Raw genomic sequence first — 22,568 nt, 5'->3', positions numbered from 1 at the left:
GGTCAGGGCGCCGGTGGGATGTTCTGGTTGAGGCGGAAGAGGTTGCCGGGGTCGTAGCGCCGTTTCAGCTCGCGCAGCCGCCGGTACTTCTGAGCCCCGTACGCCTGCTCCACGCGCTCCTCGCCCTCGTCCATCAGGAAGTTCGAGTACACCCCGGTGTGGTGGGGGGCGAGGGCCGACCACAGGCCGCGCGCCCACGTCCGCTCCGCCTCGAAGCCGTCGGCGCCCTCCGTCGTCCCGTTGATGTTGAACGTGTGCCCGGCGCCGCGCCCGCCGAACGCCGTCTCGTCCTCCCCGACGCGGGCGATGGCCCCGCCGAGCTGGAAGATCGGGAAAGCGGTGAGCGGCGACACGATCCGCGCCGCGTGCTCTGCCGTACGGTCGATGACCTCGTCCGTGAGCCGGTCGACGTCGCAGGACTTGAAGTAGTACCACCGGCCGTGCGGGAACGACGGGTCGAACATCGCCTGGTGCTCGGTGAACGGCTTCGGCGCGCACAGGTCCAGAACGGGCGCGGCACCGTTGCCGGACTCGCGCAGCGGCCGCAGCACCTCCTGCCCCTCCTCGACGGGCCCGGCGTAGCAGCAGACCACCATGACGACGGGCTTCCCCCGCAGTTCGGGCGGCACGTAGTCGACGGAGGGCGCCTTGCGGTGGACGACCGCCGTGGTCAGCTCGTCCGGTACGTCGGTGATCCACTCGCGGTAGAAGCGCAGCAGCCGCGCCGACTCGGCCATCGGCCAGACGACGGGCCCGGCCAGCACCACCGGCCCCAGCGGATTGAGGCGGAACTCGAACTCCGTGACGATCCCGAAGTTCCCGCCACCACCGCGCACACCCCAGAAGAGATCGGGGTTCTCGTCCCCGCTCGCCTTCAGGAACGTTCCGTCGGCGGTCACCAGGTCCACCGACAGCAGCTGGTCGACGGTGAGGCCGTACTTGCGCATCAGCCAGCCGATCCCGCCGCCGAGCGTGAGCCCCGCCAGGCCGGTGTGCGTGACGATCCCGGCCGGGACGGCCAGGCCGAACGCCTGCGTCTCGCGGTCCAGCTCGCCGAGGAGCACCCCCGCCTGCGCCCTGACGGTACGGGCGTCGGGATCCACCCGGATCCCGCGCATCGGGGAGAGGTCGATGACGATGCCGTCGTCGCACACCGACTGGCCGGGGAAGCTGTGGCCGCCGGAGCGCACGGCGAGGGGGAGACCGGAGGCGGCCGCGAAGCGCACGGCGTCGATGACGTCGGCGACGCCCGTGCAGTAGGCGATGAGGGCGGGGGAGCGGTCGACGGAGCCGTTCCAGATCCGACGGTCCTCGTCGTAGGAAGGGTCTCCGGGCCGCACCTGCCGGCCCCGGAAGGACTGGCTGAGCATGGCCATGTGTTCAGTCTGGCACCGGGGGATCGGCAGCGCCCGTGCGTGTGGCTGCGCCGGGCCGGGCTTGGTGTGGTGTGGGCCGAAGGGGCGCCGGGGCACACGTGGCCCCGGCGCCCCTTCGGCTGGATCGCCGCTGTCTGTCAGGATCGCCCGGTTCGGGGCGCGTCGCCACTCGGGCTTGCGTGCCCGCGCCTCGAGCGTCGGCTCGGCTCGAAGATCGGGGCTCCGCCCCGGACCCCGCGCCTCAAACGCCGGCGGGGCTGGGTGTGGTGCGGCTGGGTTGGGGGGCGCGGCGCCGTTGCGGGGGCGCTGCCCCCGAGCCCCCGCGCCTCAAACGCCGGCGGGGCTCAAAGATCGGGGCTCCGCCCCGGGCCCCGCGCCTCAAACGCCGGCGGGGCTGGAGTGGGTGCGGCGGGGCTGGATTGGGTGCGGCCGGGAGGGGTGGGGTGCCGGCGGGGCAGGATTGGGTGCGGTCGGGAGGGGTTGGACGGGTGGATGGCCAGGGGGCGGCAGGGGCCGGGGCGTGGGTGGAGGGGGCCCCTGCCGTCCTGGGGCCGGGTCAGCCGTGGGTGACCCGGAGTTCCTTGATGCCGTTGAGCCAGGCCGCGCGCAGGCGGCGCGGGTCCTCGCCCGTCAGGCGGAGGTCCGGCAGGGCGTCGGCCAGCGCGTTGAAGATCAGGTCGATCTCCATGACCGCGAGGGACTTGCCGAGGCAGAAGTGCGGGCCGCCGCCGCCGAAGCCCAGGTGGGGGTTGGGGTCGCGGGTGATGTCGAAGGCGTCCGGGTTCTCGAAGACCTCGGGGTCGTGGTTGGCGGAGGAGTAGAACATCCCCACCCGGTCACCCGCCTTGATCTTCTGGCCGCCGAGTTCGGTGTCCTGCGTGGCCGTGCGCTGGAAGGACACCACCGGGGTGGCCCAGCGCACGATCTCCTCCGCGGCGGTGGACGGCCGGGTCGCCTTGTAGAGCTCCCACTGGTCGGGATGGGTGAGGAAGGCGTGCATGCCGTGGCTGATGGCGTTGCGCGTGGTCTCGTTGCCCGCGACCGCCAGGAGGAGGACGAAGAAGCCGAACTCGTCCGAGCCGAGGTTGCCCTGGCCCTCCGCCGCGACGAGCTGGGTCACGATGTCCTTGGCCGGGCACTCCTTGCGCTGGGCGGAGAGGTTCATCGCGTAGCCGATGAGCTCCATCGCCGCGTTCCCGCCGACCTCCGCGGTGATCGCGTACTCCGGGTCGTCGTAGGCGATCATCTTGTTCGACCAGTCGAAGATCTTGGCGCGGTCCTTCTGCGGTACGCCGATCAGTTCGGCGATGGCCTGCAGCGGGAGCTCGCACGCCACCTGGGTGACGAAGTCGAAGCTGCCGTCGGCGGAGACGGCCAGGGCCTCCTCGACGATCTTCCGGGCGCGGTCCCGGAGCGCGTCCTCCAGGCCGCGGATGGCCCGCGGGGTGAAGCCGCGCTGAACGATCTGGCGTACGCGGGTGTGTTCCGGCGGATCCATGTTCAGCATGATCAGTCGCTGGGCATCTATCGCATCACGCTGGATGTGCTCGTTGAAGCGGATGATCGCCGTGTTGGTGGTGGAGGAGAAGAGTTCCGGGTGCGTGGAGACGTACTTGACGTCCGCGTGCCGGGTCACGACCCAGTAGCCCTCGTCGTCGAAGCCGGTGACGCCCCGCCGCTGCGGGCACCACCACACGGGTGCGGTCTGCCGCAGCTGCGCGAACTCCGGGAGGGGGACCCGGCTTTGCAGCAGGTCGGGGTCGGTGGCGTCGAAGCCTTCGGGCAGCGCGGGACAGGACATCGGGGCAACTCCAAAGTCTGACGGCCCATCAGAAGTTGGCTTGAAGGTAGTAACGAGTTCTAGAAGTGACAAGGGTCGCGGCGCCAACTGTTGCGTGTGGAATCCGTGCAGGGCGCGTGCAAGACCCTTGCGTGCCGGGGCTCCAGGTCATAAGACTGCGGGGAGAACTAGAACGCGTACTAGTTCGGGCGGGGCGCCGGGACGGCCCGCCGCGCTGGCGCTGTGCAGGAGAGGACGAGCTCATGGCCGCGGAACCCGTCATCGTCGAAGCCGTACGCACCCCCATCGGCAAGCGCGGGGGCGCGCTCGCCAACCTCCATCCCGCCTACCTGCTCGGCGAGACCTACCGGGAGCTGCTGGCCCGTACCGGAATCCAGCCCGACTGCGTCGAACAGATCGTCGGCGGCACCGTCACCCACGCCGGCGAGCAGTCGATGAACCCCGCCCGCAACGCCTGGCTCGCCATGGGCCTGCCCTACGAGACCGCCGCGACGACGGTGGACTGTCAGTGCGGCAGCTCGCAGCAGGCCAACCACATGGTCGCCAACATGATCTCCGGCGGCGTGATGGACATCGGCATCGCCTGCGGCGTCGAGGCCATGAGCCGCGTGCCCCTGGGCTCCGGCTCCAAGCACGGCCCGGGCAAGCCCTTCCCGGACGAGTGGAACGTCGACCTCCCGAACCAGTTCGAGGCCGCCGAACGCATCGCCCGCCACCGGGGCCTCGGCCGCGAGGACGTGGACCGGCTCGGCGTGCTCTCCCAGGAGCGGGCCGGCGTCGCGTGGGCCGAGGAGCGGTTCAAGCGCGAGACCTTCGCCGTGCAGGTGCCGACGACCGAGGAGGAGCAGGCCGCGGGGCAGGGCATGTGGCGGCTGGTCGACCGGGACGAGGGCCTGCGGGACACCAGCATGGAGGCGCTGGCCCGGCTCAAGCCGGTCATGCCCACCGCCGTGCACACCGCCGGGAACTCCTCGCAGATATCCGACGGGGCGGCCGCCGTGATGTGGGCCTCCCGCAAGATGGCCCGCGCGCTCAAGCTCAGGCCGCGCGCCCGGATCGTCGCCCAGACCCTCGTCGGCGCCGACCCGCACTACCACCTCGACGGACCGATCGACGCGACCCGGGCCGTGCTCGGCAAGGCTGGCATGTCCCTCAAGGACATCGACCTCGTCGAGATCAACGAGGCCTTCGCCTCCGTCGTCCTCAGCTGGGCCCGCGTCTTCGACCAGGACCTGGAGAAGGTCAACGTCAACGGCGGGTCCATCGCCCTCGGCCACCCCGTCGGCGCCACCGGCGCCCGGCTCATCACCACCGCCCTGCACGAGCTGGAGCGCCGGGACAAGGAGTTCGCGCTGATCACCATGTGCGCGGGCGGCGCGCTCGCCACCGGCACGATCATCCAGCGCCTGTGACCGCTCGCGAAGCCTGAACGCAGGCGCCTCTGAACCCTGTGGGATGGGATGCAGAAGGCCCCGGAGGCCGGACCTGGGGAGGCCGGCCACCGGGGCCTTCGTATGTCTGCCGGGTGCTGCTGCCGTGTACGGCCGTGCTGCTGCCGTGCTGCTGTCGGCTTAGTACCAGTGGTTGGCGGACCAGAAGTTCCAGGCGCCCACGGGGCTGCCGTAACGCTCGTTCATGTAGTCCAGGCCCCACTTGATCTGGGTGGCCGGGTTGGTCTTCCAGTCCGCGCCCGCGGAGGCCATCTTCGACGCGGGCAGCGCCTGCGCCAGCCCGTACGCACCCGAGGAGGCGTTGGTGGCGGTGTAGTCCCAGCCGCTCTCATGCGAAATGATCTTGTCGAAGGCGGCGAACTGGGCCGGGTCCTTGATCATCTGCCGGGCGATCGCCTTGGCGCTCATCGGGGCGGCCTGCGCGGGAACCGCGGCCAGCATGGAACCGGCGACGCCCAGGGCGAGGACGGAACCCGCGAGGGTCTTCTTCGAAGCGGCGATGCGGCGGATGACAGCGTGGGACACGGAGGAAACCTTCCGACGGGAACAAGGACGGTCGCCGCACACCCGGAGGCATGCGTGAGCCACTCACACGGAGGAGAGAGGTTCGTCGGCGGCGGGTGAACCACCCGTACCGCCCGGCGACTCACCCAGTTCTACCGACCGCCCGGCGGGCTGGCAAAGACCTCGCTTACTAGCCGGCCTCGCAGCCGGGGTCCGACGGCCCGTCGTCGTCGGGATCAAGGTCCGGGCAGGTGGGGACGGGTGTGAGGCCGGCCGGTGCGGACCTCCGGGGTCCACTACCGTCGTTCGTATGTGACGTGGGTCCTGTGGGGCGCCTCACCGCCGGGCGCCCCGAATGTCACCCTCCGATACCGTTCGTACCCCTTTCGAGGGCAGGTTCGGGGTGCGTGACGGCCGCCGATTCGAAGGACACGGGCGCGTCGAAGGCGGCTTTGCGAGTCGCGCGCCGCAACGCCCTCAGCAGCGTGGCCCCCAGCGTCAGTGTCAGTACGACCGTCAGGGCCGCCCGGCCCAGGTCCCAGCCCACCGAGGTCGCCAGGCAGTACGCGACGAACCGCGCCAGATTCGCGGACACGGGATCACCCGGGTGGAACGAGATGCCCTGGCCCATGCCCTGCAGCATCACCCACCCCTGCAGGTTCATGACCGTGCCGTACGCGAACGAACCCACGAAGCCGTACGCCGCCAACATCAGCAGCTCCGCCCGGCCGCGTAGCCTCCCCGGCCCCGGCAGCAGCCCCGCCCCCAGCGAGAACCAGCCCATCGCCAGCATCTGGAACGGCATCCACGGCCCCACCCCGCCCGTCAGCAGGGCGGAGGCGAACATCGTCACCGAGCCCAGGACGAAACCGAAACCGGGACCGAGGACGCGGCCGCTGAGCACCATCAGGAAGAACATCGGCTCCAGTCCGGCCGTACCCGCGCCCAGCGGTCGCAGTGCCGCCCCGACCGCGGCGAGCACACCGAGCATCGCGACCGCCTTGGCGTCCATGCCGTTGTCGGCGATCGTCGCGACGACCACGGCCACCAGCAGCGGGAGGAGCGCGGCGAACAGCCAGGGGGCGTCCTGGGAGTGGGCGAGCCCCGACTGCCGGTCCGCGAGGAGCGGCCAGCCGAAGGCCGCGACGCCGATGAGGGAGACGAGGACCAGGGCGGCGGCGGCCCGGGGGCCGATGCGGACGGGGCGGGCGGGGCGGTTCACGGGGCTTCCGTCGTGTCGAGGGCGGTGTCGAGGGCCGCGGCGACCTGGCTCACCGTGAGCCAGTGGCCCGGGGCCAGGACCTTCGCCACCTGCGGGGCGAACGCCGGCGAGGACACGACGACCTCGGCGGTCGGGCCGTCCGCGACGATCTCCCCGCCCGCCAGGATCACCACGCGGTGGGCCAGCTCGGCGGCGAGCTCCACGTCGTGGGTGGCCAGGACGATGGCGTGGCCGTCGGCGGCCAGGCCGCGCAGGATCTCGATCAGGCGGACCTTCGCGGCGTAGTCCAGGCCGCGGGTCGGCTCGTCGAGGAGCAGCAGGGCCGGGCGGCCGGTGAGGACCAGCGCCAGCGCGAGGGCCAGGCGCTGGCCCTCGGAGAGATCACGGGGATGGGTGTCGTCGGGGACGTCCGGGAGCAGCGCGGAGACCAGAGCGCGGCAGGTGCCGGGGGCCGCGCCGGCGTCGGAGTCGGCGGCGGCGCACTCTGCGGCGACGGTGTCGGCGTAGAGGAGGTCGCGGGGCTCCTGCGGGACGAGGCCGACGCGGCGGACCATCTCGCGCGGGGGCGTGCGGTGGGGGGTGCGGCCGCCGACGGTCACCTCGCCGGTGGTGGGGGCGAGCGTGCCGACGAGGGTGGCGAGGAGGGTGGACTTGCCGGCGCCGTTGCGGCCCATCAGGGCGATGGTCTCGCCGGGGGCCACGGTGAGGTTGATGTCGCGGAGCACGTCCGTGCGGGTGCGGCGGAGGCCCAGGCCGCGGGTGCGGGCCGGGGCCCCTGCCGGGGCGGGGGTGCGAGGGTGCGGGCTCGGCGCGCCCCGACGCAGCAGCCGCGCGAGCAGCCCGGCCGCGCCACCGCCGGGGCTCCGCCCCGCGCCCCGCGCCTCAAACGCCGGCGGGGCTGAAAGATCGGGGCTCCGCCCCGGACCCCGCTCCTCAAACGCCGGCGGGGCTGGAGGGTGGGGCCGGGCCGAAAGATCGGGGCTCTGCCCTGGACCCCGCTCCTCAAGCGCCGGAGGGGCTGGATGGTGCGGCGGGGCCGCGAGATCGGGGCTCCGCTCCGGAGCCCGCTCCTCGAACGCCGGAGGGGCTGGAGGGTGCGGCGGGGCTGGGTTGTGCGTTTGAGGCGCGGGGTTCGGGGCGGAGCCCTGGGGGACGGCGGGGGCAGTGGGGTTGGCTGCGGCCCCGGCGGGAGCCGAGAGGCGGGTCAGGAGCGGCGCGGCCAGGCGGCGGGCGTCGCGGATCGAGAGGGGGAGCGGGGTCCAGCCCGCGAGGCGGCCCAGGGAGACCACCGGGGGGTGGACCGGGGAGACGGCCATGATCTCCGCCGGGGGGCCCAGGACGGGGGCAGCGCCCGGCGAGGGCAGGAGCAGCACCTGGTCGGCGTACTGGACCACCCGCTCCAGCCGGTGCTCCGCCATCAGGACGGTGGTGCCGAGGTCGTGGACCAGGCGCTGGAGGACCGCCAGGACCTCCTCCGCCGCCGCCGGGTCCAGCGCCGACGTGGGCTCGTCCAGGACCAGGACCCGCGGGTGCGGGGTCAGGACCGAGCCGATCGCGACCCGCTGCTGCTGGCCGCCGGAGAGCGTGGCGATGGGCCGGTCACGGAGTTCGCCCAGACCGAGGAGGTCCAGGGTCTCCTCCACCCGGCGGCGCATCACCGCAGGTGGCAGGCCCAGGGACTCCATGCCGTACGCGAGCTCGTCCTCCACCGTGTCCGTCACGAAGTGGGCCAGTGGGTCCTGCCCGACCGTGCCGACCACGTCCGCCAGCTCCCGCGGCATGTGGGTACGGGTGTCCCGCCCGGCCACGGTCACGCGTCCGCTCAGCCTGCCGCCCGTGAAATGCGGCACCAGCCCGGACACGGCCCCCAGCAGGGTGGACTTGCCGACCCCCGACGGGCCGACCAGGAGGGTCAGCTCGCCTTCCGGGATCACCAGGTCGACGCCCTGGAGGGAAGGCCCGGCCGCGCCCTCGTAGGTGACCGACACCTGCTCGAAGCGGATCACTGCGACGCCTCCTTGGGCGGTACGGGTGCCACGAACGCGGGCAGCAGGCCGATCAGGATCGCCGCCGCCGGCCACAGCGGCAGCGCCGGCGCCACCAGCGGGACCACGCCCGGGTGCAGCGCGGCCGGGTCGACGGTGCCCGCGCGGATGAGGAGCGCGGCGACGGCCGCGCCCGACCCGGCCACCAGCCAGGCGCGCGGCCCCCAGCGGTCCGGCCGGTAGCGGGTGCGCACCGACCGGCGTCCGCCGAGGCGCAGGCCCGCTAGGGCCAGGGCGGCGCCGATGCCGAGCACGGGGAGCCCGTACACGGCGCCCTGCGCGGCGAGCAGCCCGTACGTGCCCGCGCACACGCCGAGCAGACCGCCGAGGGTGAGGACGTTGGTGGTGTGCCGGACGGCCGGCGGGACCTGCGCCGTGCGGCCGTAGCCGCGCGCGTCCATCGACGCGGCAATGGCGACGGAACGCTCCAGGGCGCCCTCCAGGACCGGCAGGCCGATCTGGAGGATCGCCTTCACCCCGCCGGTGGGGCGGCCGCGCAGCCGGCGGGCCGTCCGCAACCGGACCACGTCGGCGACCATGTTCGGCGCGAAGGTCATGGCGACGACGACGGCCACCCCCGCCTCGTACAGGGCGGCCGGCAGGGACTTCAGCAGTCGCGCCGGGTTCGCGAGGGCGTTCGCGGCGCCCACGCAGACGAGGAGGGCGGCCAGCTTCGCGCCGTCGTAGAAGGCGAAGACCAGCTGTTCGGCGGTGACCTTCCCGCCGAACCGGATGCCCTGCGCCCAGGCCGGCAGCGGGATCTCCGGGAGCGTGAACAGGGTGTGCGCGCCGGGCACGGGCGAACCGAGCAGCGCGGAGAACAGCAGGCGCAGGCCGATGACGACGAGACCGAGCTTGAGGAACGCCCCGTAGGACCGCGCCCAGGGCGCGTCCGTGCGGCGGGCCGCCACCACGTACCCGGCGACGCCGACGATCAGCCCGAGGAGCAGGGGGTTGGTGGTGCGGGAGGCGGCGGTGGCGAGCCCGAGGGCCCAGAGCCACCAGGCCCCGGCGTGCAGGGCGGTGGCCCGGCCGGCGAGCGGGGCCCGCCACTTCTTCTCGTACGTCGACCAGCGCGGCGAGTTTCGCGCCGCGGGGTGGCTCCGGCGGGCCGGGGTCACGTCGCCGGGTGCGGCGCCGTTCCTGGGGGCGGAGCCCTGGGAAGCGGCGGCGCGGACGGGCTCGGACAGCGGGTGCCCGGCCGCCGCGCCGCCGCCCGGCGCCGGGTCCCGTGGCGTCGGGGGCGTCATCGGGTGCGGCGGCGGGACTGCCAGACGCCGGCCGCGGCCAGGGCGGCCACGGCCGCTATGCCCGCCAGCAGGCCCGCCGACGGGCCGCCGTCGTCCTTCGTCGGCTGCGCCGACGGCTGGGCCGGGGCGTCCGCCATCGGTTCGCCGCAGCCCTGCGCCGGGTAGCCCGAGATCGCGCACAGCAGGGCCGCGCTGTTGTAGCGCAGCGGCTTCGCGACCGACGCCAGCGCCTCGGCGGTCGTGGCCTCCGGGGCCACCTGCGCGCAGACGGTGCGCGGGTCGTCCTGCGGCGGGGCCTCGCCCGACGGGGCGTCCGCGGGCACGCCGAAGTCGACGACGAGCGCGACCCGCTTGCGGCCCTGCGCCGGGGCGGTGGCACCGCAGACGGCCTCGAAGTCGGCTGCGGCGCGCGGTTTCGCCGCCCGGTCCGCCGCGTCCTTGCTCACGGAGAAGCGGAAGCCCTGCACGGAGCCGTCCTTCGGGCGGGCCGTCGAGGGGCCCTGCGTGGCGTACGACCACGTGCCGCCGCCCGAGCCGTCCCAGAACGACCAGTAGCGGTAGCCGGCCGCCAGCGCCGGAGCGGCGGCCAGCACGGCCAGGACGCTCCCGAGGGCCAGCGCCAGAGCGAGGGCCACGGCGGGCCGGCGGCGGCGCATCAGAGCTGGTTCTTCTTCCGGCGGCCGCTCAGCAGGATGCCGATGCCCACGCCGGCCGCGCCGCCCGCGCCGATGATCCACCAGAGGTTCCGCCTGTCGGACGACTCGTCCTTCACCGTCGTCGCGTCCGTGTCCGGGCCCTGCGGGGCCGGGCCGGTCGCGTTCAGTGCCGCGACGAGGTCGGTGCCGCCGAAGGACTTCGGGTCGGTGCCCGTGGCGTGCGCGGCGAGGATCAGGGTGCCGAGGGCGGCCGGCTTGTCCTTGGACCACTCGGCGGAGTTGGCCTTGAGCCACTCCAGGGCGCCCGCCGCCGACTGCTTGTGCCCGGCCGCGGCCAGGGCGATCACCGCGTCGACGGTGTTGCCGGTGTCCGGGGTCGGCTGGTCGGAGCCAGGGGTCACGGCCGTCAGGTGGCCGTCCTTCTTGAGGGCCTCGGCGAGGTAGCCCGCCCCGCCCTGGGCCGCTGCCGCCGGGTCCGCGGCGCCCGCCGCCGGGCAGGTCGGCGCCGCCGCGGGGGTGTCCGTACCGGAGGGGACGACGGCCGAGCCCGCACCGAGGCCGGCGAGCACGGCCGCGGCCGTGGCGTCGCCGTTCGCGAGCAGCTTGCCGTCGACCGGCTGGAACGCGAAGGCGCCCCGGTCGGCGGCCGGCTCGGCGGCGCAGCCCAGCTGGAAGGAGAGCAGCGCCTCGTAGGGCGTCTTGCCCGCCTTCGACCGGAACTCGGCCGGCTTCTCGCCGGCCGCGGCCAGGGCGCTGATGACGATGGCGGTCGAGTTGGCGTCGGTGCCGCCGTCCATGGCGCCGCCGGGGTTGGAGCTCCAGCCGCCGTCCTCGTTCTGTACGGACTTCAGCCAGGCGACGGCCTTCTTGACGCTGTCCCCGTGGCCGCCGAGCGCGGTCAGTGCCTGCACGGCGGCGGCGGTCGCGTTGGAGTCGATGTACGCGCTCGCGTCGCAGTCCTTGCCGGTGTCCGCGCGGAAGGCGGGGAAGGAGCCGTTCGCGCACTGCTGGCCGACCAGCCAGTCCACGGCCTGCGCGGCGGGCTTGACGCCGACGGTGTCCTGGGCGAGCAGCGCGAAGGACTGCCGCCACACGCCGTCGTACATGGGGTCGCTCTTGCCGTAGAGCCCGGAGGGGATGACCGGGGGTGCGGACGGGGAGGCGGGCGGCGCGGTGTCGGCGAGGGCTGCGGGGGCGACACCCACGCAGAGCACGGCGGAGGCGGCGAGCGCGGCTGCGCTGCGACGGACGTTCATGGGGGAGGGTGCCTCTCCTGCCGGGGAACCGGAGGCGGGCACGCACTGGCACCGGGCTCCGGCTCCGTTTACCTCGACGGTGCCGGCCGCCGGAGGATCCGGCGGCGCGAGCCGCGCACTTCCGGTACGGGGCATTCCGGCTCCCCGTCCGGGCGGTGCCGGGATGGGTCACGGTTGCGGGTCAGCGCCGGATTCGCACCGGCTTCCCCCCGTACGGAAAGGTGGACGACGGCTTCACTCTACCGGCCCGTAGCCTGCGGGCTCGGGGGGCGTCGGGGGCCCGGGCCCCTTACAGGCCGCGGCCGGGTCCTTGCCGGGCCGCGGCCGGGTCCTTGCCGGGCCGAGCCCGGGGCGTTCGCCGGGCCGAGCCCGGGGCGTTCGCCGGGCCGCGCCCGGGCCCGTACGGCACCGCGTCGCAGCCCTCACACGGCCCGGTACGTCACCGGGTCGGTGCCCGGGACGGCCTCCGCGCGGCCCTGCTTCACCAGCCGCCGCAGGTGCGCTTCCGCCTCGGAGACGGCGATGTTGCGCGAGCCGTACGGGATCTGTTCCCAGGGCCGGTTCCACTCCATGCGCTCCGCCAGCGCCCACGGGGTCAGCGGCTCGGCCAGCAGGTCCCACAGCCCGGACAGCCGCTCCTCGTGGTGGTCCAGCAGTTCCCGTACGCGGGCGGGTGCGTCGGTGAAGGCGTGCTGGTGGGCCGGGAGCACCTCGGCGGGCGCGAGCCGGCCGACGCGTTCGAGGGAGTCGAGGTAGTCGCCGAGGGGGTCGGTGACGCGGGTGTCCTCGGGGGCCTCGTACAGGCCGATGTGCGGGGAGATCCCGGGCAGCAGGTGGTCGCCGGAGAAGAGGCGGCCGTTGCCGGGCAGGTTCGCGGGGTGCGCCTCCTCCAGGTGCAGGCAGACGTGGCCGGGGGTGTGGCCGGGGGTCCAGATCGCGCGCAGCCGGCGTCCGGCGAGGGGGAGCAGCTCGGCGGGGACGATCTCCCGGTCGGGCACGGCGGCGCGCAGCCCGGGCAGGGTCCGCGTGCGGCCGCTCGCGCGGGCGGCGCGCAGCGGGGCGACGTGCTCCTCGGGGGCTCCGGCGGCGGCGAGCTTGGCGCTCATGTAGTCGAACCAGACGCCGGGCTCGGAGGAGCGGGTGCGCACGACGACCTCGGTGTCGGCGGCGTGCATGGCGATCCAGGCGCCGGACGCCTCGCGGACCCGGCCGGAGAGGCCGTGGTGGTCGGGGTGGTGGTGGGTGATGACCACGCCGTGGACGTCGGCGACGGCGGTGCCGAGCGCGGCGAGTCCGGCGACGAGGGTGTCCCAGGACTCCGGGTCGTCCCAGCCGGTGTCGACGAGGACCGGGCCGCGGTCGGTGTCGAGGACGTGGACGAGGGTGTGCCCCAGCGGGTTGTCGGGGATGGGCACCTTGATTCCCCACACGCCTCCGCCGTGATCGGTGACCTGTGACGTGTCCTCCGGCATGAGCCCTCCGCCCGTTGCCGCCCTCTGACGAGAACGTGTTTCAGTAGGAGCCCAAGTCGACCACTTTCGGGCCCTTCTGACTAGTCGTTGGATCTTCTCCGCTGTTCCATCCTGGCCGTGGACTCCTCGAACTAGAACTGGTATCAGTTCTGGAACGCCAAGCCGCAGGAGGCCTCAGCCATGACCGAGCTCGTGGAACACGGACAACTGTTCATCGGCGGGGAGTGGACGGATCCGCTGGGCACCGACACGATCCGGATCGTCTCCCCCCACACCGAGCAGGTCATCGGCTCCGTCCCGCACGCCTCGAAGGCGGACGTGGACCGCGCCGTCGCCGCCGCGCGCAAGGCGTTCGACCAGGGGCCCTGGCCGCGGATGACGCTGGACGAGCGCATCGCCGTCGTCACCCGGATCAAGGACGCCATCGCGGTCCGGCACGAGGAGATCGCCCGCTCGATCAGCTCCCAGAACGGGTCCCCGTACTCCTGGAGCGTCCTCGCCCAGGCGCTGGGCCCGATGATGGTCTACGACGCCGCGATCACCGTCGCGCGCGCCTACCCCTACGAGGAGCACCGCCAGGGCGTGCTCGGCCCGATCCTGGTGCGCCGGGAGCCGGTGGGCGTGGTCGCCGCCGTCATCCCGTGGAACGTCCCGCAGTTCGTGGCGGCGGCCAAGCTGGCGCCGGCGCTGCTCACGGGGTCGACGGTGATCCTGAAGCCGTCCCCCGAGTCGCCGCTGGACTCGTACATCCTCGCCGACATCGCGCGGGAAGCCGGGCTGCCGGAGGGCGTGCTGTCGATCCTGCCCGCCGACCGCGAGGTCAGCGAGTACCTCGTCGGCCATCCCGGCGTCGACAAGGTCGCCTTCACCGGCTCGGTCGCGGCCGGCAGGCGCGTGATGGAGGTCGCCGCCCGCAACCTCACCCGGGTCACCCTCGAACTCGGCGGCAAGTCCGCCGCGGTGATCCTGCCGGACGCCGATCTGGACTCCACCATCGCCGGGATCGTCCCGGCGGCCTGGATGAACAACGGCCAGGCGTGCGTGGCCCAGACCCGCGTCCTCGCCCCGCGCAGCCGGTACGAGGAGGTGGCCGAAGCTCTCGCGGCGGCGGCCGGCGCGCTGGTGGTCGGCGACCCGCTCGACCCGGCGACGCAGCTCGGGCCGCTCGTGGCCCGGCGGCAGCAGCAGCGCTCCCTGGACTACATCCGGATCGGCCAGGAGGAAGGCGCGAAGGTCCTGTCGGGCGGCGGCCGCCCGGCGGGCCTGGACCGCGGCTGGTACGTGGAGCCCACCCTCTTCGGTGACGTGGACAACTCCATGCGGATCGCCCGCGAGGAGATCTTCGGCCCGGTCGTCTGCCTGATCCCGTACGGGGACGAGGCGGAGGCGGTACGGGTCGCCAACGACTCGGAGTTCGGGCTCAGCGGCAGCGTGTGGACCGGCGACGTCGAGCACGGCATCGACTTCGGGCGGCAGGTGCGGACGGGCACCTTCAACGTCAACACCTTCAGCCTGGACATGCTCGGGCCGTTCGGCGGCTACAAGAACAGCGGTGTGGGACGGGAGTTCGGGCCGGAGGGGCTGAGCGAGTACCTGGAGCACAAGATGATCCACCTGCCGGCGGGCTACGAGGCGGGTGCGTGATGGGTGACCGCTGGCAGGTCGAGGTGGACCGGGGGGTCTGCATCGGCTCGGGCATGTGCGTCAACCACGCCCCGGACGGCTTCGTCCTGGACTCGGCACGCCAGTCCCACCCGCGCGCGGCCGAGTCGGACGCGAACGAGCCGATCCTGACGGCGGCGGAGGGCTGCCCGGTGGAGGCCATCCTCATCACCCTGGCCGCCACGGGCGAACCGGTCTTTCCGCCGGAGGAGTAGAGGCGCAGGAGAGCGGCCACGGCTGGGGGGCGGGGCCGTCGGCCGCGCCCCCCAGCCGCGCCGGTCACTTCCGCTCGGCGGCGCTCCGCTCGACGCAGAACTCGTTGCCCTCGGGGTCGGCGAGGGTCACCCACCCGGTGCCGTCGGGCCGACGGTGGTCGCCGACGACGGTGGCGCCCAGGGCGAGGATGCGCCGCACCTCCTCGTCGCGGGTGCGGTCCTGCGGCTGCAGGTCCACGTGCACGCGGTTCTTGACGCTTTTGGCGTCGGGAACGGTCACGAAGAGCAGCGTCGAACCGGGCGCCGTGACCAGCGCCTCGGGGTCCCCGGGGAAGTCGTCGTCGGCGAGCGAGCCGTCCAGGACGGCGGCCCAGAACTGGCCGAGCAGATAGGCGTCGGAACAGTCAACTGTGATGTGTCGTACGAGAGAAGCCATGGGGCGCACTATCGGACGCGGCGGTGACCCCTGTCCATCGAAAATGGGGTCCGGCCCCCGGGGCCGGCAAGGAATGCGGTCCGGGTCCGGCCGGCCGGGGAACGGCCTGCGTCAGGCCGCCGCCGCCAGCCCGCGGGCGGGCCGCCGCGCGGTGATCGCGTTGTGGCTGCGGCCCTCGCCGAGGTCGTCGAGGACCGGGCGCAGGTCGGCCAGGGCGAAGGAGCGGCGCAGCCAGCGGTCCGCACCGTCGTAGCGCGGGGTGAAGTCCGTCCGGCCGTGCACCGTTCGGCGGTTGTCAAGGATGATCAGCTCACCGGGCCGCAGCACGATGCCGCGCAGGGACCCGAGCACGGACTCCTCCAGCTCGGCGAGCGCGGCCCGGGCCGCCGGGGTGGTGCCGATCGTGCCGTGGAAGTCCACCCGCAGGTCGGGGTTGGCCTGCGGGCCGGAGAGCACCGGCACCGGCGGCGTCAGGACCTCCTCGTCCGTGTCGTGCACGAAGGAGGTACTGAACCTGGTCCTGAACTCCGGCCGACGCAGGGCGGCGACGGTCTCCTCGGCCAAGTGCGGCAGGACGTCCCCGATTCCGCCGGTCACGGTGGCGGCGCGACCGTCGCGGTCGCCGCGTAGGCAGATCAGGCTCAGGAAGTGCGGGGCGGCGGGGTGGAAGCCGTCCTCCGTGTGGAGTTCCAGCAGGATGGATCCGCTGTTCTCCTGGCGGTTCTCGGCGCCGCGCTTGGGGCTGACGTCCTGCACCAGGTTGCCGTTCTTCTCGTCGCTGTACGAGATCGAGCGGCCCAGGACCGACATCACCATCAGCTGGCCGAGCGTCGCCACCGAGACCTCGGTCCAGTCCGGCTCGTCCTCCACCCGGTCCGGGGTGGCCGGCAGGCTGCCGAGGGGGAGCCCCCGCAGCAGGAGGGTGCCGCCGGCGTTGCTCTCGTCGCGGAAGGAGATGAGCGCGCGCCGGACCCGGCTCGGCAGGGCGGCCGCGGCGAGTTCCACTGCGTGGAGGAGGTCGGTGCTGTGCAGTGAGTAGTCCGCGTACTGGGCGGCCACCTTCAGCGCGGCGGCCTCGATGATGTCGGACTCGGTCTCGCCCAGCACGATCCCGGACGGGCGCGCGTCGGCGTACGAGAATTCTTTTCTCATGAGGGGCTTTCCTTTCTGCGGGTCGGCTCGGCTCGGCTCGGCTAGGCGGCCGGTGCGGAACGGCGGCCGAGGCGATAGACGGCGGCGGGGCTGAAACCGCGCCAGGCCTGCTCGCGCGGGAGGTGGCCCAGGAAGCGGGCCCTCTCCCAGTGCCGGGCGACCCGGTCTACGACCCGGCGCCCCGGCTTCAGTGCGATGTGGTGGACGTCGACGGCGACGGTGCGCGGCACGTCCTCACCCGCCACCAGCTGGTTGACCATGTGCACGGCGAGCGAGCCGAACTGGGTCGCCGCCTCGGTGAGTTGCGGGACGCTGTAGTCGGGACGGCCGAGACCCCTGCGCAGCTCGCGGTACATCTCGCCCGGGATGTGCGACCTGGGGGCGATCCGGAAGATCACTTCCCAGGTGCTCAGCACGTCGGCGTCCTCGGCCAGCAGCTGGCCGTCGAAGATCCTGCGGACCAGCCGGTAGTCGAAGCACTGGGCGGCCAGCATGCCGGCCATGTCCCAGCCGGTGACCAGGGGCTTGCGCTGGCGGCACGCCTCCTGGTGCAGGGCGATCTTCGCGCGCAGCCCCGACGGGGTGGTCACGTCGACCCCGTCGATGACGACCTCGGCCCGGCGGACCAGTTCCCGGACGTTGTCCCGGGTGATGCCGACGGGCACCACCTCGGCCCGGACGTGCGGGTTGATGGCGCGCAGGGCGTCGGCGCCCACCTCGGCCTTGTTGCGGCCGAGGTCGTCGACGGTGGCGTTCTGCCGGTTGAGGTTGTTCAGCTCGTAGGTGCCGACGTCCGCGAGGACGAAGTCCCGGTACCCCATGCGGCCCAGGGGCTGCACGGTGGCGCCGCCGATGGAACCGCACCCCGCGATGAGCAGGGGTGTGTGCCGGATCTGTTCCTGGAGCGCCGCGGGGATCAGACCGCGGTTGCGCTGGGTGAGGGAGGCGTAGTACACCTCTTCGTCCAGCTCCCGCGCCTCCGAGGGGGTGCCCACGTCCGGCGGGCCGCTCATGTCCGTGCTCGTGCTCATGTCCGTGTCTCCTGCCGTGCCTCCTGGAACGCGGTCAGCCGGGCCGCGACCGATCCGGTCTCCCCGGAGGCGAGGATCGCGTCGAGGTGGTTCAGGGTGGGGCGCAGCGCGTCCCCGTGGGTGAGGACGAAGGGGTACGAGCGCTGCTGCTGGTCCCACATGGGTGCGAACAGGTCGGTGGGGTCGGTCGGCAGTGCGGGTACGTCGAGGGTCCGTGTGCGGAAGCCGAGCATCGCCAGCTGGAGGACGGCCCCGTTCGGCTTGCCGTCGCCGACGATCGCGGCGCCGTCAACGGCCAGCGCCTGCAGACAGCCCTCGGCCCAGCCCCGGTAGACCCACCAGGGGACGGACACGGCGGCCTGCGAACGGTCCATGGCGTAGTCGCGCATGAGCCGCTTGCCCTCCCAGACCCGGTCCGCCGGGGTGGCCGGGCCGAGTTCGTCGGCGAGCCGCAGGCCGTAGTCGCGCTCCACGACGAACGGCCGGTGGGCGTCGTCACCGAGGAGGGTGTGCTCGGGGCTGCGGGTGCAGGCCAGGGTGCCGTAGCCGCGCAGCCGCCAGGTGTCCTCCTCCACCACCAGGGTGTGCTGGTCCTGGAGGGCGTGGGCGTCGTACGGCTCGCCGGTGAGGTCCGCGGCGGCGGCGAGGCCTTCGTTGAGCCAGCCCCGCTTGAGGTACTGGGCCAGCCGGAACCGGTAGATGTCGTCGAGGTACGCGGGGGGCAGCTGCGCCCCGCGCACGGTGAGGGTCAGCAGGCCCTCGGGGCTGGCGGAGCGGAACAGCGGTTCGCCGTCCACGCGGCTGTCGAGGTCGGGCAGCCGGATCGCGGCGGTGTCCCGCAGGACTCGCTCCCGGTAGGAGGCGGTGGCGTACCCCGCGGGGGTGGCGGTGGTCACCGGACCTCCGGAACGCCGAACAGCTCGCCGGTGATGACCAGCGCGAGCGCTTCCGGGCTGCCTTCGTAGATGCGGGGGCCGTAGGCGTCGCGCAGGACGCGGTCCATCCCGTCCTCCCGCTGGAAGGCCGCGGCGCCGATGAGGCTCATGGCGGCGTCTGCGTTGTCGATCGCGGCGCGGTCGGCCACCAGCTTCGCGACGGCGGGTTCGTAGGCAGGGGTCGGGATGACGGTGTCGGCCTTCAGCACCGCGTCCAGGTACAGGGCGCGCGCGGCGGACACCCGCGCGGACATGTCCGCGAGCTTGCGGGCGGACATCTGGTGCTCGAAGAGCAGCCGGCCGCCCTGCCGGCGGGTGCCGGCCCACGCGACGGCGCGGTCGAGGGCGTGGCGCGCGATGCCGGTGGCGACCGCAGCGCAGGTGACGCGGGTGAGGTTGCCGATGGCGACGTTGAGGTCCCAGCCGCCGTTCTCGTCACCGATGACGTTCTCCTCGGGCACGCGGGCGTTGTCGAGGATCAGTTCGCCGGCGGGGGCGGTGCGGTAGCCCACCTTGTCGTGGATCTCGCCGCGGGTGACGCCGTCCTGTTCGAGTTCGGTGACGAAGCAGGTCAGTCCGGTCGAACCGGGGGCGCCGTCCAGGTTCGCCATGACGGTGGCGTACGTGGCGACGGGGGCGTTGGTGATGTAGCGCTTGGTGCCGGTCAGCAGGTATTCGCCGCCGGACCGGCGGGCGACCGTCATGTCCTGCGCGTGGGCCGCCTGCTGCGGCAGGACCAGGTCGGTGCCGTTGCGCTCCTCGGCGACCGCGTTGCAGGCGAGGACCGGCTCCGGGCCGAGGAAGGCGGGGAGGTACTTCTCCTGGAGGCGCGGGTTCTCGCAGATCAGCAGCGGGGTCTGGAACAGGCCGGTGGCACCGAAGACCAGGGCCATGCCCGGGTCGGCGGAGGCCAGCTCCTCCAGGGTCAGTGCGATGGCGAGCTGGCTCAGCCCGAGGCCGCCGAAGTCGCGCGGGATGGCCATCCGCAGCAGGCCGAGCGCGTGGCCCTTGCGGACGGTGTCCCAGTCGACGTGGCCCTTCTCGATGCGGTCGCGCTCGGCGGCGCCGGGGGCGATCTCCTCGCGGGCGAAGGCGACGACCTGTTCCAGGAAGGCGGCCTCGACGGAGTCGAGCAGCGGGTGGGCGGCGGGGTTGTGCGCGTACGTCATGGTGGTTCCTTGTCCGGTGGGGTCAGTGCTGGATGGCGAAGGTCGTCAGGGCCTGCCCGACGGCGAACGTCTGCATGACCGGGCCATGGGCGGCGACGCGGCGGCCGGTGACGGTCCGCAGGAAGGTGCGGCGTCCCGTGGTCAGGGCCTCAAGGTCCGCGGAGGCGATCCGGAACACATGGGTGGGATCCGCGTCGGTGAGCGCGCCCCGGGGGTCCAGCGTGAATTCGGCGGCGGGCTCGGTGACCACGAAGCGGACGGTGGCGCCGGCGGCCTGCCAGGCGGGGGCGGCCTGCGCGGCGGCGGCCAGCGCGTTCGGGATTTCTTCGGACGAGAGGGCCATGCGGAATTTCCTTCGCGTCGGGTCAAAATGACGTCGGAGTGCCGGCCGGCGGGCCGGCGGGCGCAATGCGCCGTGCATCCGTGGTTACCGCTGGAAACCTGGCCCATGGGAGAGGAAGGCGTTTCCGAATGGGATCCGGTCGGGTTCGGCTCGCGCTTTCTTCGTTCGCGGCGCCTGCCGTGCGGTGATCATCAAGCTACAGATAGGCCCGACGCCTGTCCAAGAATTCAATTGCCTCTCCATGCGAATGGAACGGCCCGTCCAGCGGGCGGTAATCGGTCGTCCATTGCAGGCTTGAAACGGCTGATGGAACGCAATTTTCCGCCCCCCGCAGGGCGCCGTGCGCACGGCTTCCGCCCAACGCGAAGTGGGCTTGCAGTCGGGGGAGGCTGCAAGCCCACGTTCGGGGGTGTGTGTGGTTGTTCGCGGCGGGGGCCGGGGTGCGTACGCCGGTTCCCGCGGGGGTGGTCAGCCCTCGGCGCTCTCGGGGGCACGGGTCAGCGACCGCAGTGCGAGTGCGATCACGATGGCGACGCCCGAGCAGACTGCGAGGGCCAGGAAGCCGTTGCCGACACCCGAGGTGGTTGCGTCCGCGAGCGAACCGCCGTCATCGAGACGGTTGTCGACAGAGGTCGCGAGGATGGTGCCGATGACGGCGATGCCGAGGGCGGCACCCGTCTCGTTGAAGGTGTTGAGCAGGCCGGAGCCCACGCCCGACTCCTCCACCTTGACGTGCGAGGTGCCGATGCCGAAGAGCGGGACGAAGCAGGCGGGCAGGCCGGCGCCGATCACGGCCAGCGCGACGATCGTGAGTGCGACGCTGTCGGTGCCGGTCGCCAGGATGCCCGTGCCGACCAGCTGGAGGGCGGCTCCGGCCGCGTACATTCCGCCCAGGCCCAGGGCGTTCGCCAGCGACGGTGCGACCAGTGCGACGACGAGGGCGGCCAGGCCCATGGGGAGCAGGGAGAGGCCGGTGGTGAAGGCGCTCATCTCGTGGACCCGCTGGAAGTACATGCTGGCCAGGAAGGAGCTGCTGATCATCACGCTGGCCACCAGGAGCAGGCCGACGCTGGACAGCCAGTAGGTGGGCTTGCGCAGCAGGTGCAGCGGGAGCAGCGGATCGGCCTGGCCGATCTCCATGAACGTGACCGCGACGAGCAGGACGGCGGCGGCGGCGATGCTGATCCAGGCCGTCGTGTCGCCGAACCCCTCGTGCAGCCGGATGAGGCCGAAGGACAGGGAGGCGAGGCCGGCGGTGGACACGATCGCGGACGGCAGCCGCAGCTTGCGGCCGCTCCTCGTGTTGAGGGCGGGCATGCTGCGCAGGGCGCCGAAGCCGGCGGCGATGCTGACCGGGATGTTGATCAGGAAGGCCCAGCGCCAGCTGATCGCCGTGACGATCAGGCCGCCGAGCACCACGCCGATGGTCGCGCCGATCACACCGAGACCGCTCCAGGCGGTCAGCGCGATCTTGCGCTGCTCCTCGTCCTGGTAGACCTCCAGGATGATCGAGAGGGCGGCCGCGGAGAGCAGTGCGGCGCCGGCGCCCTGTACGGCGCGGCCCGCGACGAGCAGTTCCTGGTTGCCGGCGATGCCGCAGAGCACGGAGGCCACGGCGAAGACGGTCAGGCCGGTGAGGAAGGTGCGACGGCGTCCGAAGACGTCGGAGACACGGCCGCCGAAGAGCAGCAGGCTGCCGAGCATCAGGACGTAGCCGCTGATCGTCCACTGGAGGGCGGTCTGGTCGGCGGGCAGCTGGGCGCCGATCGAGGGGAGGGCCACGTTCACGACCGTCGAGTCCAGCATGACCATCAGCTGGGCGACGCCGACCACCACGAGAGTGGTCCAGGGGGCCTTGCCGGGGGCCTGTGCGGGCGCTTCCGCCACGTCCCGCTCGACTGTCTGGGGTGCCAGCGTCTGCTCGGTCACCACATCTCCTTCGTGTGTGCTAACGATTTATGTGAATGCATCGATCTTGATGCCGCACGGTACATGCATGCGTATGCATCGACAAGAGGAGGTAGTGAACCTACGATGAGCAGCGTGACTGAAACAGCTCTCACCGACCGCTGGGTGGCCGTGACCCGGGCGTGTGCGCAGATCAACCAGGCCGCCGAGCGCGTCCTGTCCGAGCGCCACGGCCTGTGCGCCAGCGCCTTCGAGATCATGGACGTGATGGCGCACGCGGATGGCTGGATCCGGGCGGGGGAGCTCAGCTCCCGCGCGTCCCGCAGTCAGCCGCAGGTCTCGCGCCTGCTGGCCCAGATGGTCGGCGCGGGATATGCCGAGCGCAAGCCGTGCTCCAGTGACCGCAGGGGGTTCGACGTCCGGCTCACGCCGTCCGGCCGCGAGCTCTTCTCCCGGTCCGTCGACACCATGGAGACGGTGCTGCGAGAGGTGGCCGAAAACAGTGCAGAAGTGAGGGACGTTATGGGGCTGAGCGTTACCCGCGAGTAGGGTAATCGTCGACGTCATGGACCTGTCTGCTAACGTCCCAGGTCAATCGCAGTTCTGAGTCGTCCTTCACATTCGTTTCACGGGCGGCGCAGAAGGCTTACCGGGGGGAAGCCACGCGATCGCGTCAAACGGGCC

20 protein-coding genes are annotated in these 22,568 nt (G+C 72.8%); 4 read left to right on the top strand and 16 right to left on the bottom strand.

Annotated features, from left to right (window positions below; all coding sequences use genetic code 11):
- Positions 1–2 precede the first annotated feature (2 nt).
- Positions 3–1,376, bottom strand: a complete 1,374-nt coding sequence (locus ACZ6JT_RS09255) for an FAD-binding oxidoreductase (RefSeq protein ID WP_469208851.1) — start codon at positions 1,374–1,376, stop codon at positions 3–5.
- Between the two features lie 556 nt (positions 1,377–1,932).
- Positions 1,933–3,177 (bottom strand): cytochrome P450, encoded by a 1,245-nt coding sequence (locus ACZ6JT_RS09250; RefSeq protein ID WP_469208849.1) that lies wholly within the window; start codon positions 3,175–3,177, stop codon positions 1,933–1,935.
- A 242-nt stretch (positions 3,178–3,419) separates the two neighbouring features.
- Here ACZ6JT_RS09250 and ACZ6JT_RS09245 point away from each other — a divergent pair, with 242 nt between their 5' ends.
- Positions 3,420–4,589, top strand: coding sequence for a steroid 3-ketoacyl-CoA thiolase (locus ACZ6JT_RS09245; RefSeq protein WP_469208847.1), 1,170 nt, complete (start codon positions 3,420–3,422; stop codon positions 4,587–4,589).
- A gap of 159 nt (positions 4,590–4,748) precedes the next feature.
- On the opposite strand, the gene ACZ6JT_RS09240 is transcribed toward ACZ6JT_RS09245, so the two are convergent.
- The 7 genes from ACZ6JT_RS09240 to ACZ6JT_RS09210 form a co-directional block, all read right to left on the bottom strand.
- A complete protein-coding gene (locus ACZ6JT_RS09240; protein WP_469208846.1) occupies positions 4,749–5,153 on the bottom strand; it encodes an aggregation-promoting factor C-terminal-like domain-containing protein in 405 nt (134 codons plus the stop codon).
- A 337-nt stretch (positions 5,154–5,490) separates the two neighbouring features.
- Entirely contained in the window at positions 5,491–6,354 is an 864-nt protein-coding gene (locus ACZ6JT_RS09235; RefSeq protein WP_469208844.1) for an ECF transporter S component, read from the bottom strand.
- Positions 6,351–8,360, bottom strand: a complete 2,010-nt coding sequence (locus tag ACZ6JT_RS09230; protein WP_469208842.1) for an ATP-binding cassette domain-containing protein — start codon at positions 8,358–8,360, stop codon at positions 6,351–6,353. Before ACZ6JT_RS09230 ends, ACZ6JT_RS09235 begins: the two co-directional genes overlap by 4 nt.
- On the bottom strand, positions 8,357–9,649 hold the full coding sequence (locus ACZ6JT_RS09225; protein ID WP_469208839.1) for an energy-coupling factor transporter transmembrane component T: 1,293 nt from the start codon (positions 9,647–9,649) through the stop codon (positions 8,357–8,359). Before ACZ6JT_RS09225 ends, ACZ6JT_RS09230 begins: the two co-directional genes overlap by 4 nt.
- Entirely contained in the window at positions 9,646–10,305 is a 660-nt protein-coding gene (locus ACZ6JT_RS09220) for an SCO2322 family protein (RefSeq protein ID WP_469208837.1), read from the bottom strand. Before ACZ6JT_RS09220 ends, ACZ6JT_RS09225 begins: the two co-directional genes overlap by 4 nt.
- Positions 10,305–11,561: a prenyltransferase/squalene oxidase repeat-containing protein gene (locus tag ACZ6JT_RS09215; protein ID WP_469208835.1), complete on the bottom strand. Its 1,257-nt coding sequence runs from the start codon at positions 11,559–11,561 to the stop codon at positions 10,305–10,307. Before ACZ6JT_RS09215 ends, ACZ6JT_RS09220 begins: the two co-directional genes overlap by 1 nt.
- 422 nt (positions 11,562–11,983) lie before the next feature.
- Positions 11,984–13,033 carry an MBL fold metallo-hydrolase gene (locus ACZ6JT_RS09210; protein ID WP_469208833.1) on the bottom strand — a complete coding sequence of 350 codons (1,050 nt, stop codon included), beginning with the start codon at positions 13,031–13,033 and terminating at the stop codon, positions 11,984–11,986.
- A 180-nt stretch (positions 13,034–13,213) separates the two neighbouring features.
- Between ACZ6JT_RS09210 and ACZ6JT_RS09205 the strand changes: the two genes are divergently transcribed.
- Both ACZ6JT_RS09205 and ACZ6JT_RS09200 read left to right on the top strand, forming a co-directional pair.
- On the top strand, positions 13,214–14,677 hold the full coding sequence (locus ACZ6JT_RS09205) for an aldehyde dehydrogenase (RefSeq protein WP_469208831.1): 1,464 nt from the start codon (positions 13,214–13,216) through the stop codon (positions 14,675–14,677).
- Complete coding sequence (locus ACZ6JT_RS09200; RefSeq protein ID WP_376619230.1) at positions 14,677–14,910, top strand: ferredoxin; 234 nt, start codon at positions 14,677–14,679, stop codon at positions 14,908–14,910. The genes ACZ6JT_RS09205 and ACZ6JT_RS09200 overlap by 1 nt, the downstream gene beginning before the upstream one ends.
- Positions 14,911–14,974: 64 nt before the next feature.
- Here ACZ6JT_RS09200 and ACZ6JT_RS09195 read toward each other — a convergent pair whose 3' ends face one another.
- From ACZ6JT_RS09195 to ACZ6JT_RS09165, 7 genes are all read right to left on the bottom strand, one after another.
- Positions 14,975–15,346, bottom strand: coding sequence for a VOC family protein (locus tag ACZ6JT_RS09195; protein WP_469208829.1), 372 nt, complete (start codon positions 15,344–15,346; stop codon positions 14,975–14,977).
- Positions 15,347–15,457: 111 nt separating this feature from the next.
- Complete coding sequence (locus tag ACZ6JT_RS09190) at positions 15,458–16,498, bottom strand: TauD/TfdA family dioxygenase (protein ID WP_469208828.1); 1,041 nt, start codon at positions 16,496–16,498, stop codon at positions 15,458–15,460.
- Between the two features lie 41 nt (positions 16,499–16,539).
- Positions 16,540–17,529, bottom strand: coding sequence for a HesA/MoeB/ThiF family protein (locus ACZ6JT_RS09185; RefSeq protein WP_469208827.1), 990 nt, complete (start codon positions 17,527–17,529; stop codon positions 16,540–16,542).
- The gene (locus ACZ6JT_RS09180; protein ID WP_469208825.1) at positions 17,526–18,425 is read right to left on the bottom strand and encodes a hypothetical protein; all 900 of its coding nucleotides are present in this window, start codon (positions 18,423–18,425) and stop codon (positions 17,526–17,528) included. The genes ACZ6JT_RS09185 and ACZ6JT_RS09180 overlap by 4 nt, the downstream gene beginning before the upstream one ends.
- Entirely contained in the window at positions 18,422–19,633 is a 1,212-nt protein-coding gene (locus tag ACZ6JT_RS09175; protein WP_051892551.1) for an acyl-CoA dehydrogenase family protein, read from the bottom strand. The genes ACZ6JT_RS09180 and ACZ6JT_RS09175 overlap by 4 nt, the downstream gene beginning before the upstream one ends.
- A 22-nt stretch (positions 19,634–19,655) precedes the next feature.
- On the bottom strand, positions 19,656–19,976 hold the full coding sequence (locus ACZ6JT_RS09170; protein WP_469208823.1) for a hypothetical protein: 321 nt from the start codon (positions 19,974–19,976) through the stop codon (positions 19,656–19,658).
- A gap of 468 nt (positions 19,977–20,444) precedes the next feature.
- Positions 20,445–21,905 (bottom strand): MFS transporter, encoded by a 1,461-nt coding sequence (locus tag ACZ6JT_RS09165; RefSeq protein WP_469208821.1) that lies wholly within the window; start codon positions 21,903–21,905, stop codon positions 20,445–20,447.
- Positions 21,906–22,019: 114 nt separating this feature from the next.
- Between ACZ6JT_RS09165 and ACZ6JT_RS09160 the strand changes: the two genes are divergently transcribed.
- Positions 22,020–22,433 (top strand): MarR family winged helix-turn-helix transcriptional regulator, encoded by a 414-nt coding sequence (locus ACZ6JT_RS09160; RefSeq protein WP_469208818.1) that lies wholly within the window; start codon positions 22,020–22,022, stop codon positions 22,431–22,433.
- Positions 22,434–22,568: the final 135 nt, after the last annotated feature.

The sequence above is a fragment of the Streptomyces sp. NPDC046308 genome, assembly GCF_055588065.1.
Note: the sequence above shows the minus strand (reverse complement) of the source record. Positions and strands in the feature narration are given on the sequence as shown.

Bases quoted from the DNA above. Each gene is read 5' to 3' on its own strand.
- ACZ6JT_RS09245 (WP_469208847.1), top strand. From the start codon at position 3,420: ATGGCCGCGGAACCCGTCATCGTCGAAGCCGTACGCACCCCCATCGGC.
- ACZ6JT_RS09190 (WP_469208828.1), bottom strand. From the start codon at position 16,498: ATGAGAAAAGAATTCTCGTACGCCGACGCGCGCCCGTCCGGGATCGTG.
- ACZ6JT_RS09225 (WP_469208839.1), bottom strand. From the start codon at position 9,649: ATGACGCCCCCGACGCCACGGGACCCGGCGCCGGGCGGCGGCGCGGCG.
- ACZ6JT_RS09175 (WP_051892551.1), bottom strand. From the start codon at position 19,633: ATGACGTACGCGCACAACCCCGCCGCCCACCCGCTGCTCGACTCCGTC.
- ACZ6JT_RS09200 (WP_376619230.1), top strand. From the start codon at position 14,677: ATGGGTGACCGCTGGCAGGTCGAGGTGGACCGGGGGGTCTGCATCGGC.
- ACZ6JT_RS09255 (WP_469208851.1), bottom strand. From the start codon at position 1,376: ATGGCCATGCTCAGCCAGTCCTTCCGGGGCCGGCAGGTGCGGCCCGGA.
- ACZ6JT_RS09170 (WP_469208823.1), bottom strand. From the start codon at position 19,976: ATGGCCCTCTCGTCCGAAGAAATCCCGAACGCGCTGGCCGCCGCCGCG.
- ACZ6JT_RS09210 (WP_469208833.1), bottom strand. From the start codon at position 13,033: ATGCCGGAGGACACGTCACAGGTCACCGATCACGGCGGAGGCGTGTGG.
- ACZ6JT_RS09185 (WP_469208827.1), bottom strand. From the start codon at position 17,529: ATGAGCACGAGCACGGACATGAGCGGCCCGCCGGACGTGGGCACCCCC.
- ACZ6JT_RS09220 (WP_469208837.1), bottom strand. From the start codon at position 10,305: ATGCGCCGCCGCCGGCCCGCCGTGGCCCTCGCTCTGGCGCTGGCCCTC.
- ACZ6JT_RS09215 (WP_469208835.1), bottom strand. From the start codon at position 11,561: ATGAACGTCCGTCGCAGCGCAGCCGCGCTCGCCGCCTCCGCCGTGCTC.
- ACZ6JT_RS09205 (WP_469208831.1), top strand. From the start codon at position 13,214: ATGACCGAGCTCGTGGAACACGGACAACTGTTCATCGGCGGGGAGTGG.
- ACZ6JT_RS09195 (WP_469208829.1), bottom strand. From the start codon at position 15,346: ATGGCTTCTCTCGTACGACACATCACAGTTGACTGTTCCGACGCCTAT.
- ACZ6JT_RS09250 (WP_469208849.1), bottom strand. From the start codon at position 3,177: ATGTCCTGTCCCGCGCTGCCCGAAGGCTTCGACGCCACCGACCCCGAC.